Origin of the sequence: Secundilactobacillus mixtipabuli (assembly GCF_002217925.1) — a bacterium.
In the GTDB taxonomy this organism is placed as follows: Bacteria; Bacillota; Bacilli; order Lactobacillales; family Lactobacillaceae; genus Secundilactobacillus; species Secundilactobacillus mixtipabuli.
The window spans coordinates 19,084-33,957 of sequence record NZ_BCMF01000001.1 but is presented as its reverse complement, the minus strand read 5'-3'; the positions used below and the strand labels follow the sequence as shown (position 1 = coordinate 33,957).

The window sequence follows — 14,874 nt, the reverse complement described above, 5'->3', positions numbered from 1 at the left end:
ATATTTGAAAGGAGTTACCCACTTTGGCAATCCACGTTGACGAAACGAACCGCACATTTCATTTACAAACAGATCATACGAGTTATATTTTTCAAGTATTGGCACACGGTATTTTAGGTCAGGTTTATTATGGCAAGAAAATCCACGTTAAACCGCAGTACAACGAGTTATTAAAGCGAGAAATGAAAACGGATACACCGGCCTATTCGCTTGATGAACCAGCCTTTCAGCTGGGGGATATTAAGCAGGAGTATTCAGATACGGGGACTGGTGATTTTCGACGGCCAGCGTATCAAGTAACGCAATCAAACGGCAGCCGGATTACTGACCTTAAGTATGATCATTATGAAGTTGAGCAAGGAAAACAAAGGCTGGCGGGCTTACCTTCAACGTTTGATGATAATGATGACGGCGCCGAAACGCTGATTGTGCATCTTACGGATGAACTGATTCAATTAGATCTGGAGCTCAGTTATACCGTCTTCCCACACCAAGATGTGATTGTGCGCAGTGCCAACTTCAAGAACCATGGGTTAGAAACGGTGACGTTAAATGTTGCTCATAGTGCTCAGCTGGATCTGCCAGATGACCGGTATGACTTGATTCAGTTTGCTGGCACTTGGGCGCGTGAACGTCATCTTATCCGGACGCCGCTGCGGTCTGGCATTCAAGCAATTGATTCCGTTCGGACCACTTCTAGTCCCCAGCAAAATCCGTTTATGATGCTGGCTCGGCCCAATACAACTGATGACAGTGGTGACGTGTTTGGGTTTAATCTCGTTTATTCAGGTAGCTTCTTAGATCAGGTTGAGGTTGATCAATGGAACGTCAGCCGAGTACTGGTCGGGATCAACCCGTCAGAGTTTGACTGGCAGTTGGCGCCCGATAAAGAATTTCAAACGCCCGAAGCTATCCTTTCTTATACGGCTGACGGCATGAATCAGCTAAGTCAGCAGCTAGCGGCCTTTTACAGTGAACATTTGGTCAATGCCAAGTACCGCCGCATGGAACGGCCAATTCTGGTGAACAACTGGGAAGCAACTTACTTTGATTTTAACGATGACAAACTGTTGGCCATTGCTAAGCAGGCTAAGCAACTGGGAATTGAAATGTTTGTTTTGGATGATGGCTGGTTTGGTCACCGAAACGATGATCACACGTCACTGGGCGACTGGTTTGTTGACCCGAAGAAACTGCCTAAGGGCATCGGTTCATTTGCCGACGAAGTCCATGGTTTAGGGCTAGAGTTTGGCCTTTGGTTCGAACCTGAAATGATTTCAATCGACAGTGAGCTTTATCAACAGCACCCAGAGTGGCTGATCCACACGCCAGAGCGACGAGCCACCCCTGGACGTAATCAATATGTATTGGACTTTAGTCGTCCAGAAGTGGTGGATTACATCTACGGCTTAATGAGCCAGGTTATTCAGGAAACAAAGCTGGATTATATTAAATGGGATATGAATCGTTATATCACAGAAATGTTTAGTCCAGCATTACCAGCAGACCGGCAGTTGGAAATGCCACACCGTTACATTCTGGGTGTTTATAGCCTCTATGAGCGTTTAACTCAGGCATATCCAGATGTGCTGTTTGAGTCGTGTGCTTCTGGTGGCGGCCGGTTTGATCTTGGAATGATGTATTACGCACCGCAAGCCTGGACCAGTGACGATACCGACGCAGTTGAACGGCTGAAAATCCAGTTTGGAACCAGTTACGGGTATCCGCAATCGATGATGGGCGCACACGTTTCCGCTGTGCCAAATGAACAAACGGGTCGAGTGACTTCCTTGGATACACGGGCCAACGTTGCGTTCTACGGTGCGTTTGGTTACGAATTAGATATTTCCAAGATGCCTGAAGCGGAATCTGAGGAAGTTAAGCAGCAGGTTGCTTTTTACAAAGAGCACCGCGCCCTTTATCAATTCGGCAAACTATTCAGATTAGATAGTCCATTTGACGGTGATGGTAACGTGATGAGCTGGGTAGTGGTTGATGATGAGCAAAACCACGCCATTGCGACCCGGTACCAGTTACTGAATCACCCCAACGCACCTTATGATCGGCTACATTTGAGGGGATTAGACCCCGATAAGCAGTACCGGGTTAACAATGGTACGGCAACTTATTATGGCGATGAGCTGATGAATGCCGGCATCTTCATTGGCAGTGAATTTGATGACACTGCAGCAGTGAAGCAATCAGCAGATTTTAGTTCACGGCGATTCATCATTGATGCCGTTAATAAGTAGATTTCTTTCACTTAATACAAATAAGCGCTGCCCCGATATTCAGGACGGCGCTTATTTGTATTAAAAGATTTAAATTAAGCCCAATCAATTGCAGGTTGTTGACTCAAAATATAATCAATCGTGGCGAGTTCATTTTCAGTGAAATCTAAATGATTAAGTGCTTTCACGTTATCAACCAGCTGCTGCGGCCAGCTAGCGCCGACGAGCACGCAGGCGAGCTCAGGCTTTCGTAAATTCCAAGCCAGTGCCATTTCGGCTAATGTTTGGTGTCGAGATTCAGCAACTTGGTTGAGTGCTTTGACCGTTTTTAAAGTTTGCTCAACTTGACTTGGTTCGAGGAAGGGGCTGGTTGATTTGGCAGCCCGTGAATCTTTCGGAATGCCATTTAAATATTTATCAGTTAAGAGTCCCTGACACAGTGAACTAAAGCCAGCTGCGGCTTTATGATACTTCTTCAAAACTGGGAACAAGTCCGATTCGACGCCACGGTTAAACATGTTGTAACGCGGCTGATGAACGACGAACGGCGTATGCATATCTTCAAAGCACTTAATAATCGCTTCAGTTTGGGCTCCACTGTAGTTTGAAATGCCAACGTAGAGTGCTTTTCCTTCACGGACTAGCGTATCCAGTGCTTGAGCTGTTTCATAGACGTTGGTTTCGGGATCGGCACGGTGACTGTAGAAAATGTCAACGTAATCCAGTCCCAGCCGCTTCAGGCTTTGATTGGCACTGGCAATGATGCTTTTGCGTGAGCCCCAGTTACCATAGGGGCCAGCCCACATTTCATAACCAGCTTTACTAGCGATAACCATTTGATCGCGGTAGGGCTTCATATCAGTTGCCATGAGCCGGCCAAAATTTTCTTCGGCGCTACCAGGTTCAGGCCCATAATTATTAGCCAAATCAAAGTATGTGATTCCTAGATCAAAGGCTTGGTGCACGATTGCCCGTTGGTTTTCGTAAGCATCAACGCTGCCAAAATTATGCCAGAAGCCTAAACCAATGGCTGATAACTTTAAACCACTGTCGCCAAGTCGGTTGTAAACCATGCTGTCATAGCGATTTGAGTTCGCTTCATACATTTAAAAACCCCCTCAATTCAATCAGTAAACGGTTACATTATACCGCATTTTGACCTTGCAAATAAAAATGGTATTAAATCAATGAAAACTGTGAAACCGGTTATTGACACAGATATCACCCACCTATATGATAGTTCTTGCAGTGTAAAGTGAAAGGATGATGAGAATGACAGGAGACTTGGATACGAAGTCTGCACTGAAAGAGACCTTACCCACCGTTTTTGGTTACATAGGAATTGCCTTAGCTTTCGGAATCACTGCTCGAGCTAACGGGTTGAGTATTTTAGAAATCTTTTTAATGTCTTTAATTACATATGCGGGTTCAGCTGAATTTGTAATCGTGAGTCTGGTCGCGCTCCACGCTGGTATTGGCTCCATTGTGCTATCGGTATTTCTAGTGAACGCACGGATGATTTTAATGAGCATGGTTGTTGCACCGTATTTATCACATGAATCGATGTGGAAGAATATCTGGGCAGGAACGTTACTGACGGATGAAACGTTTGCCCTGAGTATGAATAAACTGAACTATACCGGCCGCAAGCTGAATTTTAGGTGGTTAGATACAGCGAACTTGTTTGCCTATCTTGTTTGGGGATTCTCCTCCGCAATTGGCGGGATGTTAGGTAATCTCATCAGTGATCCTGAGAAATTTGGCTTCAGTTTTGCTTTAGTGGCCATGTTTATTGGTCTCCTTTATTTACAGATGGTCTCGGATCGAACAATCAAACTCATGGTTCAATTCATCGTTGTTTTATTTGTGATCGTAGCGATGTACCTAGGCATGAGATGGTTACCGCAAAACGGCCTTCTATTAGTTGTAACGTTACTTGGTTGCGGATTTGGGGTGGTGTTAAAACATGGCACTAAGTAGTTATGTCTTATTAGTGATTTTAGGGAGTGGCCTAGTGACCTGGTTGTCCCGAGTGATCCCGTTCATTCTTTTGAAGCAGTTTAAGCTACCGAAAATAATCGTCAATTTCTTGGGCTTTGTGCCGATTTGCATCATGACCGCTCTTTGGATGGAAAGCTTGTTTATTCAGCATTTAGGCCAGTTTCCTAGTCTTAACGTTCCTAACGCGCTGGCGAGCATCCCAACGCTGATCAGTGCCGTCATCAGTAAAAACCTGCTGATTATTGTGGTGGTGGGTGTGATTTCCCTTGGCATTGTTAATTTATTGGTATAATACTAAATTGACACATTTTTGTAATATTAGTATACTCATCTCAGGATGTCCGGTCAGTATGAATACTTTTGTGCGATGGGCAATTTCGAGAGGGGTAGTTGAATGATGGAAGAGGAAACAATGGCAAGTCGGCGTCACCGGTTTAAAAGTGACGCTCGGGGATTTCTAGATACACACTTTATGTTTTATTTGCTCTTATTCTTACCAGTCTATATTTTGGGCTTAGCAGTTGGTTTTGGTCAGATCGGGTTTAATTTGTCCGATAATTATGCTGGCGGTAACTGGCTCAGCTTATTAAGTCTCGTGTCATCATTGCTGGTCATCGGTATTTCGTTTGTTATGATTGACTTACAGCGTGGTGTCGGTGATTTTTCAGCACCCGTTAGCAAGTCGTTTACGATTTTTAACCGGGGCAGTTATTTTCTGGGATCGTTAGCTCTGATTGTATTAGTCGGTATTTTTACTTTTCTCTGGAGTCTGTTATTGCTCATTCCCGGTATAATTAAGGGACTGGCTTATTCACAGGCGATTTTTATCTATCGTGACTACCTTGATCAAGGTAAGAAAATCGGTTTTCTAGAAGCCATTACCCTGAGCCGTAAAATGATGGATGGTCACAAATGGGAATACTTTGTGATGAACCTGAGTTTTATTGGTTGGGGTTTAGCCTGCATTATCATTATTCCGATTATTTGGGTTTATCCTTATATGAATCAGACGTTTGCCAATTTTTATGTCAGCCTTGCAGCTGAAGAGACACAGGAACCTGATGGCGAAAACGATGGCCCAACGGTGGTTACACCAAGTGATGGCAACCAGGAGCCTTATTCAAAGCCAACCGAAACGTTCTATCCTGATTCCAAGCCGCATTCAGATGATGATCAAACTAAATAGGACTTAAGAAGGTGCCGTTAGGGGCGCCTTTTTTATTGCCTTGAAGTGCTAAAATAATACTATGTCACTAAAAACAGATTGAGGAATGATTTAAATGTTAAAAACAAAAAAGCGCGCGCAGTGGCAGCGAAATCTGTATGCGCTGTGGTTAGGAAACTTTATTACGGGGGCTGGCTCAAGTATGAGTTTGCCGTTTTTACCGTTATTCATCAGTGAAATGGGAAATTTTCCTAAGTGGGAATTGACCCTGTACGCCGGTTTGGCGTTTTCAGGGACCTTCTTAAGCCAAGCCATTGTGTCACCGTTTTGGGGGAAGTTAGCGGACAAGACCGGCCGCAAGCCTATGTTGATGCGGGCAGCCATCGGGATGACGATTACCGCAACGTTGACTGGTTTTTCGCCGAATGTCTGGATACTGATCATGTTACGGGTCATTCAAGGTGGCTTTTCCGGTTACATTAACAATGCGTATGCGTTAATGGCAAGTGAGGTTCCAGCGGATAAGAGTGGGCAAACCATGGGAACCTTGACGACTGGTAGCGTTGGCGGGATGCTAGTGGGCCCTGTTATTGGGGGTTACATTGCCGGAATGCTGGGTTACCGGATCCCGTTCTACCTGTTTGGTGGGATGATGCTGATTGCTTCAATAATCACATTAGTTTACGTGAAAGAAGACTTTCACCCGTTGGCTGATCCAAAGTATGCGCAACGGAGTGCCTTTGCAGGTATCAAACATGTTCGGGTGGTTTGGGCCATGATCCTGTCTTCGATGTTGATTCAAGCAGCGACTACCTCGATTAACCCGATTATCAGTTTGTTTGTCAAAGAACTGATGCATAACCAGGGGAACATTGCCATGGCCAGCGGTATTATTGCGGCATTGCCAGGGATTGCGACTTTGCTGGCAGCGCCACGGTTAGGGGCTTTGGGCGATCACATTGGACCGCGAAAAGTACTGATAGCAGGTTTGATTTTCTGTGCCGTGATGTTTTTACCAATGTTCTTCGTTCAAAGTGTAACCAGCCTAGGTGTTTTTCGCTTCCTAGTCGGTATTTCTGACGCGGCACTGCTACCCATTACGCAAACGGTGATGACGTTAGCAACGCCTAAGGAATCGATTAGTCGCATTTTCAGTTATAACCAATCTGCTCAAGCGATTGGTTCAGTGATTGGGCCAATGCTGGCTGCTGGAGTGGCTGGTATTTTGGATTACCGGTACGTCTTTTTAATGACAACTGGTCTAGTTCTAATTAACCTTGGCATCGTCATTTGGGCTTACAGAATGGATTATAAAATGGTTAGGAATGCCCATAACTAAGGGCTTTTTCTTGAATATTGGTGATGAAATTAGTACAATCCTCCTAGAATTGATTGATAATGGCAAATAATTTTAAGAGAGAATTGGAGAATTGATCATGGGTAAAGCACAAGAAAGAACCCGGCAGCAAATTTTAAGTGCGTTTTTAGAGTTACTGAGAAACAAACCTTACGACATGATTAGTGTCTCGGAGATTTCAGCGGCGAGTCTAATCACTCGAAGTACGTTCTACCGTTATTTTGATGATAAGAAAGACCTATTGATGGCTGAGATTGAAGCTACTGTCCAAAAGCAGGCGCCAGACCAGCCCTTACTCGTTCAGTTTGTCGAGTATGTTGAGGAATACTGGGCAATTTTACGTCACCTGACGCCAACACGCCAAAGCCGTTCAGATTTGCATGAGATTCTGAACCAAATTCTATGGGAACTAATCCACCGCCGTGTTATTAGCGATTCATCAGAGGACCCAGTGATTGAAACGATTAAGCAATCCCGTAATAAGGACATTATGATCAGCGCTATCGAGGGGATGCTGATGGGCATCCTCGAACGATACGTGGTTGAAGGCTCCAAGAAAATCAACAACCGGCAGCTTGAAACAGCTGTTCGCGAAATTGAAGGCTTGTTTCAGCAACAGGTGTGATAGAGCGACTAAAGCTCAGATCATTTAACGCAAAATAGGGCTATCCCGGCAACGTTCGCTGGGGTAGTCCTATTTTGGTTGATTTCTTAATAACAAATGAGAAATTGCACAAACAATGTCGCATTCTTGCATAATCGTATACAAGTCAAACATTAAATGATATTATGGAAACGGTTACAAAAATTAATCACAACCATAATATTAAATGAGAAGGAGTATCTATCATGAAATTAGCTAAATACATCGATCACACCATTTTAAACGCGGATGCTACTCAGACAGACGTTGATAAAGTTATTGAAGAAGCGATCAAATACGACTTTGCTTCAGTTTGTATCAACCCCTATTGGGTGAAACATACGCATGCAGCGCTAAAGGGTTCAGACGTGAATACCTGCACGGTGATTGGCTTCCCTCTGGGTGCTACTTCAACTGAAAGCAAGGTCTTCGAAGCCCAACAAGCTATCAAAGATGGCGCCGATGAGTTGGATATGGTGATCAATATCGGTGAACTTAAAGCTCATCATGATGATGCTGTTTTGGCAGATATTAAAGCATTGGCGGATGCAGTACACGCTGAAAATAAACTGCTTAAAGTCATTATTGAAACTTCACTACTTAATCACGAAGAAAAAGTTCGGGCTTGCCAATTATCAGAAAAAGCAGGTGCAGACTTTGTGAAGACTTCTACAGGGTTCTCAACTGCTGGTGCTAAGGTCGAAGACGTTAAGTTAATGCGTGAGACCGTTGGTGACCGTTTAGGCGTGAAAGCATCCGGCGGTGTGCATTCTAAAGCAGAAGCAGAGGCAATGATCGATGCCGGTGCTACCCGGATCGGTGCCAGTGCCAGTGTCAAGATTGTAACGGAAGACTAAGGAGGTCACAGTAATGGCTTTTAAACGGGTATTTGGAATCGTGATTGACTCCGTTGGAATCGGCGAAGCCAGCGATGCCAATAAGTTCGGTGATGTTGGTGCCGATACGCTTGGTCATATCGGCGAGTTTTATAAGGGTAAGTTAAAGCTTCCTAATTTAGCCAAAATGGGCTTATCAAACATTCGACCAGGAAATCCAATTGAAGGTGTTTCTCCGGCCAATAATCCAATCGGTTACTTCGGCAAAATGCACGAAGTTTCAGTTGGAAAAGATAGTATGGACGGTCACTGGGAAATGATGGGGTTACCCGTCACGGAGCCACTAGGATTCTTCCCTCAGGGTTTTCCAGCTGAATTGATCAAACAGATTGAGGATTTCAGTGGCCGTCATGTCATTGTTAACAAGCCGTACTCCGGTACCGATGTGATTCACGACTACGGTGAACATCAGATGAAAACTGGCGATTTAATCGTCTACACTTCCGGTGATTCAGTGTTGCAGATTGCGGCGCACACGGATGTGATTCCGCTTGAAGAACTCTATAAGATCTGTGAATTCGCACGGTCGATTACCATTGACAAGCCATATCGAATTGGCCGGATCATTGCGCGGCCGTACGTTGGACCCGACAAGGATCATTTTACCCGGACCTCAGATCGGCATGACTACGCACTGGCACCAACCAGTGAAACTGACTTAGATCGATTGAAAGCTGCCGGATTAGACGTTTTGGCGGTTGGTAAGATCAACGATATTTTCTCTGGTCAAGGCATCACATCCGGGGTTCACACCACCAGTAACGATGATGGTATGAAGAAGACCCTGGAAAATGCTGGCAAAGATTTCACGGGCTTCAGTTTCACTAACCTAGTTGATTTTGATGCCATGTACGGTCACCGCCGTAATCCTGAAGGCTACGGTCAGGCTTTGATGGCTTTTGATGAACAGTTAGGTGATTTATTGGCAACGCTGCAAGATAGCGACCTCTTGATGATCACGGCTGACCATGGTAATGACCCAGGCTATAAGGGCACTGATCACACGCGTGAATACGTCCCTCTATTAGTTTACTCACCACAGTTTAAACAAAGTGGTTCGTTGGGAATTCGTCGCACGTATGCTGATATGGGCGCGACCATTTTGGATAACTTCAACGTTAGCGGTAATCCAACTGGGACCTCATTCTTAAAGTCATTGAAATAGGAGGGCAAACGATGAGTACACACATTGGCGCTAAAATGGGTGACATTGCTGACACGGTATTAATGCCGGGAGACCCACTACGCGCAAAGTACGTGGCAGATAACTTCTTGGAAAACGTTGTACAGTATAATTCGGTGAGAAATGCTTTTGGCTATACCGGAACTTACAAGGGACACAAGGTCTCTGTCCAAGGCACTGGTATGGGGATCCCATCGATTTCAATCTATACCAATGAATTGATCCGTTTCTTCGGTGTGAAGCACTTAATGCGGATCGGTAGTATTGGCGGTTTCGGTGAATCAGTCAAGATTCGCGATATTTTAATTGCGGAATCTGCCAGCACTGATTCAGCGATTATTCAAAACACCTTTAAAGCGGGCGTGATCTACGCGCCGACAGCTGACTTTGACATGCTGCTGAAGGCTTACGAATCAGCTAAAGAAGCAGGCGTTGCCGTTAAAGTGGGTAATATCTTTAGCGCGGACCGGTTCTATAACGACGAAATCGACTATCAGCAATTGATTGATTACGGTGTCTTAGGGACAGAAATGGAGACGGCCGCATTGTACATGCTGGCTGCTAAATATGGTGTTCAGGCACTTTCAATCAATACCGTGAGTGACAACCTCACGACTGGTGAAGCACTGTCAGCGCAAGAGCGTCAGAGTTCATTTAGTGAAATGATGACGGTGGCCCTAGAAACGGCCATTAAATTATAGTGTTTTAGTCATGATCAACTGGGGGCAGCAGTGGATGACCAAGGATATTTCCTGGTTTTCAGATTGCCGCCCTTTTAGTTTATTCAACGAATGTCAGGAGGAATTATACGATGAGAATGGTAGACGTAATCGATCATAAGCGAAATGGTGGCACATTAACTAACGAAGAAATTAAATTTTTTGTTGATGGCGTGGTAGATGGCAGTATTCCTGATTATCAGACCAGTGCGTTACTCATGGCCATCTATTTCAACGGCATGGCGGATGGTGAACAGGCTGAACTGGCCTTGCAAATGCTAAAGTCGGGCGACCAGCTTGATTTATCGGCTATTCCGGGCATTAAAGTGGATAAGCACTCCACTGGCGGTGTTGGTGATAAGACGAGTTTGCCATTAGCGCCTATGATTGCGGCCTTAGGCATTCCAATTCCAATGATCTCTGGCCGTGGTTTAGGCCATACCGGCGGCACGCTGGATAAACTAGAAGCGATCCCAGGATTCAAGGTTGAACTATCCGAAGAACAGTTCAAGCAGCAAGTGAAGGATATTCATTTAGCAATCGTCGGCGCTACGGGGAACATTGCCCCTGCTGATAAAAAGATCTATGCACTAAGAGACGTTACCGACACGGTTGACTCCATTCCGTTAATTGCCGGTTCGATTATGAGTAAGAAGATTGCTTCTGGCACGGATGCGCTGGTCTTAGACGTTAAGACTGGGTCAGGCGCTTTCATGAAGACCGAAGACCAAGCACGGGCGTTAGCTAAAGCGTTAGTATCGATTGGTAAGAGTGCTGGCATGGACTGTATGGCACTGATTTCTGATATGAACCAGCCGTTGGGACGGATGATTGGTAATGCGTTGGAAATCCAAGAAACGATTGCTATCTTAAAGGGTGAAGGGCCAGAAGATATTACTGATTTGGTTTTGACTCTAGGTAGCCAGATGGTCGTATTGGCTAAGAAGGCTGAAACACTGTCAGAGGCCCGCAAGATGCTTCAAGAAGTTGTTGCCAACGGGAAAGCTTTAGAGAGCTTCCGTCAAATGGTGAGTGCTCAAGGCGGTGATCCTCGCGTAGTGGATGATCCAACAATCATGCCACAGGCGAAATACAAAGTTGATTTACCAGCCAAGTCTAGCGGTGTCATTTCTAAAATGACTGCCGATGAGATTGGGGTTGCCAGCATGTTGCTTGGCGGTGGCCGTCAAAAAGCGGATGACAAACTGGATTATGCGGTTGGCATCGAACTTAAAAAGAAGGTTGGCGATTCAGTGAAGAAGGGCGAACCTTTACTGACGATTTATGCCGACCGTGAAGAGATTGATAACGTTAAGACCTTGCTGTATGACAATATTGAAATTGCTGATTCAGCAGAACCAATCAAACTGATTCACGAGATTATTAAATGAACGTGTGACGGGGAAATCGCCTTAGCAACACGTATTGACACCACGTATTGACACCATTAAGACTTAAGTCGTACATTATGATTATGACGACATTTTCGGGGGATAGGAATAATGGTGTACTTGTTTGACATTCGGATGGCCATGCTGACGTTTCCATTAGTGGCATTGGTGATTACTTTTCCGATTTTATTATGGCATTATCACCGGTTTGGCGCGATTTCGCGCTGGTCGATTTTGATGCTTTACAGTTTCGTTTTTTATCTGCTATGCGCGTACTTCTTGATTATGCTGCCACTGCCAAGTATTGCTTCGGTGGCGAAGTTGACGACACCACGGTATAATTTGCAGCCGTTGCTGTTTATTCAGAAATTTATGGCGGATAATCCGTTACAGCTGACCGATCCGCATACCTGGGTGGCTGCTATGAAAGCCCCGACAATGATTCAGCCACTGTTCAACGTGGTCTTGACGATTCCGTTTGGCTTTTATCTCCGCAGTTATTTTCGTAAATCTTGGTGGCAGACGATTTTGTTATCGTTTGGCTTATCGTTATTTTTCGAATTGACGCAACTAACGGGCGACTATGGCGTTTACCCACGGTCCTATCGGTTGTTTGACGTGGATGATTTACTACTGAATACGATTGGCGGGTTGATTGGCTTTGGGTTAACACGGCTGGTTTTACCGCTTTTGCCAAGTTCCGCGCATATCAAAGAGCGGTTGCAGATTCAGGCTCGACAGGTTTCCGTGTTTCGCCACGCCACCGCTTTTGTCGTTGACTGGCTAGCCTTTTCGTTACTCACCGCATTAGGTAACGGTTTCTTGGGAAAAATCAAAGTTTGGGAACAGCCGGTGGCATTAGCTAGCTTGATCATAGCCGTTTTAATGCCGCAGCTGATCTGGCGCAAAACGCTGGGCATGCGGCTGGTTCATTTGAAGGTGTTTTCTAGCAGGGGTGAGGAACCATCTGGTGGGCAAGTTTGGCAGCGTTGGCTAGCGGGATACAGCCTGTTTTGGATGCCCATGCTAGTGGGTGGCGGATTAGTTTTTCTCGATCCTAATGGACAAGCATACATGTACGGCAGTATTGCGATGATTTTGCTGTTAACCGTTATGGTGATCGTGCTTGGACTTGATATGATGATCGATGCTTTTCGGCCACAGCACGCGTTATTGTTTGAACGGTGGAGCCACACGGAATTGATGTCAGATTATCAATCGTGACAAAATAGAATCGTTTTTAGAAATAAATAAGGTCTATTCCGAAAGAGTCGGAGTAGACCTTATTTATTTCTAAAAACCGAGAAACATAGACTAATGGATCTTTCAAACCCTAATAGAATGAAGGCTTATCGCCATCAGTTCCCGGTTGATCGACGCCAACTGAATGGCCGATTTCCTTGGTTGGATCATTGATCAGGGACACAACGAAGTCGGCAATGCTCTTGCGGGAGACCTCGGTACCCTTGAAGGGTTCGCCTTTTTGGGTGGTTTCGTAGCTGACGATGTCCTTGTTGGATAGCCAAGCAGGACGGACAATGGTGTAGTCCAGACCAGAAGCCTCAATGACTTTAGCCGCAGCCGCGTAAGTTTCCAGATAGCCGCCGTCCAGCATTTGGTGGTTCCATTGGCCATATTTGCCGGGTACTTCATCGTAAATCCCCAGAGTAGAGATCCAGATCAAGCGCTTTAAGCCAGTGGTCTTCATGGCTGCAACCACCGTTTTAGCCTGCAGTTCAATATCGTGGTTACCGAGGTTAGCGTAGACGATATCTTGGCCTTTCATCGCTTTTTCCAGGCTAGCTTGATCAGTTGCATCACCCTCAACCACCGTTTCTCGTGCGGAATCTTGAACTTCTAGACGATCTGCATGACGCAGGAACAGGGTCAGTTGGTGATCCGTTTGCGCCAATAGCTGAGCCTGTGCCAGTTTTGCGATTTTACCATTTGCACCTAAGATTAAAACTTTTGTCATCCTTAGTCACTCCTATCTGATTTACAAGCTCTATTATAATGAGTTAAAAATGGAATTGAACGGACAGATGCTGGTGGGATGTCCGCCACTTGTTTTTGAATAGCGAAGTAAGGTAGAATGAGACTTATAGAAAAAGTAGTTAACGGCATGACTTATTTTTAAAATTTAAGTAAAAGAGGTATGATCATGAGTGGCATTTTAACGGGTAAAAAAATTCTGATCATGGGGGTTGCTAATAAACGCAGTCTGGCCTATGGGTGCTTTCAAGCCTTACAGGAACAGGGAGCGGAAATCATTTTAACGTATCAAAATGACCGGATGTTAAAGAGTTTGAACCGGTTCATCGATGAAGACGTGTTAAAGGTTGAATGTGATGTGAGTGAACCTGATAACGTTGAGGCGGCCTTTAAAACAATTGACAAACAAGTTGGTAAGATTGACGGCATTATCCACGCCATTGCCTATGCTGATCCGGAAGACTTGAAGGGTGAAACGACGGATGCCAGTTTGGAAAGCTTTAATAAGGCGCAGAGCATTAGTGTCTACTCGTTGATTGCAGTGGCTAAATACGGGCGCCAGATCATGAACGAGGGTGGCTCAATCGTGACCCTGACATACATGGGCTCCGAACGGGCGATTCCTAATTACAATATCATGGGCATTGCCAAGGCAGGATTGGAGGCAGCGGTGCGCTACCTTGCCCGGGATCTGGCGAGCCAGAATATTCGCGTCAACGCCATTTCTGCCGGGGCGGTGAAGACGCTGGCCGTTACTGGCGTTAAGGATTACAGCAAATTAATTAACTTGTCTAATGAACGTGCCGTTAATGGTGTGGGTGTTACGACTCGCGAAGTTGGCGGAGCTGCGGCATTCTTGATGAGTGATTTAAGCATGGGACTCGTTGGGGACACGATCTACGTGGATAAGGGGACCCATCTCATTTGAGTGCTTGATTTTATTTGGCGTATTGTGTTCACGTGACTGTGCTTTGTTTTCAGCCGTTTATATAGCTCATTACGCTCCAAAGCTCAGATTTCGGCCATTTAACGTGAATAATGCCCATTTCGCGGTTTTTGCGGAATGGGCATTATTCACATTAAATTCTGGTATCTACCGAGTTTTGTCACAGCTTCTTTCACAACTAAAAAATCCAGCGAAACGGAGAGATTTCGCCAGACGAGAAACTACTCAAAACCTATGTGAGTAGGAGAGTCAGCGTACCAAGCGGGAGTCACTGCGCAACTTTTAAGTTGAAGGGTAGGGGGAGCAGTACTCAATACGTTCACTCTATAACGAATTATAATCGGAAATGA

General features: G+C 45.2%; 14 protein-coding genes. 12 read left to right on the top strand and 2 right to left on the bottom strand.

Features of this window, described 5'->3' with window-relative positions:
* Positions 1-23: 23 nt before the first annotated feature.
* Complete coding sequence (locus tag IWT5_RS00155; RefSeq protein ID WP_089107933.1) at positions 24-2,252, top strand: alpha-galactosidase; 2,229 nt, start codon at positions 24-26, stop codon at positions 2,250-2,252.
* A 74-nt stretch (positions 2,253-2,326) separates the two neighbouring features.
* Here IWT5_RS00155 and IWT5_RS00150 read toward each other — a convergent pair whose 3' ends face one another.
* Complete coding sequence (locus IWT5_RS00150; RefSeq protein ID WP_089107932.1) at positions 2,327-3,337, bottom strand: aldo/keto reductase; 1,011 nt, start codon at positions 3,335-3,337, stop codon at positions 2,327-2,329.
* A gap of 166 nt (positions 3,338-3,503) precedes the next feature.
* Here IWT5_RS00150 and IWT5_RS00145 point away from each other — a divergent pair, with 166 nt between their 5' ends.
* The 10 genes from IWT5_RS00145 (at position 3,504) to IWT5_RS00100 (ending at position 12,810) form a co-directional block, all read left to right on the top strand.
* Entirely contained in the window at positions 3,504-4,211 is a 708-nt protein-coding gene (locus IWT5_RS00145) for an AzlC family ABC transporter permease (protein ID WP_089107931.1), read from the top strand.
* The gene (locus tag IWT5_RS00140) at positions 4,198-4,524 is read left to right on the top strand and encodes an AzlD domain-containing protein (RefSeq protein ID WP_089107930.1); all 327 of its coding nucleotides are present in this window, start codon (positions 4,198-4,200) and stop codon (positions 4,522-4,524) included. Before IWT5_RS00145 ends, IWT5_RS00140 begins: the two co-directional genes overlap by 14 nt.
* A gap of 102 nt (positions 4,525-4,626) precedes the next feature.
* A complete protein-coding gene (locus tag IWT5_RS00135) occupies positions 4,627-5,418 on the top strand; it encodes a DUF975 family protein (RefSeq protein ID WP_225360170.1) in 792 nt (263 codons plus the stop codon).
* 94 nt (positions 5,419-5,512) lie between these two features.
* Entirely contained in the window at positions 5,513-6,736 is a 1,224-nt protein-coding gene (locus tag IWT5_RS00130; protein ID WP_089107929.1) for an MFS transporter, read from the top strand.
* 97 nt (positions 6,737-6,833) lie between these two features.
* Positions 6,834-7,379, top strand: a complete 546-nt coding sequence (locus tag IWT5_RS00125; protein WP_089107928.1) for a TetR/AcrR family transcriptional regulator — start codon at positions 6,834-6,836, stop codon at positions 7,377-7,379.
* Positions 7,380-7,603: 224 nt separating this feature from the next.
* Complete coding sequence (gene deoC, locus IWT5_RS00120; RefSeq protein WP_089107927.1) at positions 7,604-8,254, top strand: deoxyribose-phosphate aldolase; 651 nt, start codon at positions 7,604-7,606, stop codon at positions 8,252-8,254.
* A 13-nt stretch (positions 8,255-8,267) separates the two neighbouring features.
* Positions 8,268-9,458 carry a phosphopentomutase gene (locus IWT5_RS00115; RefSeq protein WP_089107926.1) on the top strand — a complete coding sequence of 397 codons (1,191 nt, stop codon included), beginning with the start codon at positions 8,268-8,270 and terminating at the stop codon, positions 9,456-9,458.
* 11 nt (positions 9,459-9,469) lie between these two features.
* Complete coding sequence (gene deoD / locus IWT5_RS00110) at positions 9,470-10,177, top strand: purine-nucleoside phosphorylase (RefSeq protein ID WP_089107925.1); 708 nt, start codon at positions 9,470-9,472, stop codon at positions 10,175-10,177.
* A 110-nt stretch (positions 10,178-10,287) separates the two neighbouring features.
* Positions 10,288-11,586 carry a pyrimidine-nucleoside phosphorylase gene (locus tag IWT5_RS00105; RefSeq protein WP_089107924.1) on the top strand — a complete coding sequence of 433 codons (1,299 nt, stop codon included), beginning with the start codon at positions 10,288-10,290 and terminating at the stop codon, positions 11,584-11,586.
* A gap of 111 nt (positions 11,587-11,697) precedes the next feature.
* Positions 11,698-12,810, top strand: a complete 1,113-nt coding sequence (locus IWT5_RS00100) for a VanZ family protein (RefSeq protein ID WP_089107923.1) — start codon at positions 11,698-11,700, stop codon at positions 12,808-12,810.
* Between the two features lie 109 nt (positions 12,811-12,919).
* Here IWT5_RS00100 and IWT5_RS00095 read toward each other — a convergent pair whose 3' ends face one another.
* Positions 12,920-13,561, bottom strand: a complete 642-nt coding sequence (locus IWT5_RS00095) for an SDR family oxidoreductase (protein WP_089107922.1) — start codon at positions 13,559-13,561, stop codon at positions 12,920-12,922.
* A 186-nt stretch (positions 13,562-13,747) separates the two neighbouring features.
* On the opposite strand from IWT5_RS00095, the gene fabI reads away from it, so the two are divergent.
* Entirely contained in the window at positions 13,748-14,506 is a 759-nt protein-coding gene (gene fabI / locus IWT5_RS00090; protein WP_089107921.1) for an enoyl-ACP reductase FabI, read from the top strand.
* Positions 14,507-14,874: the final 368 nt, after the last annotated feature.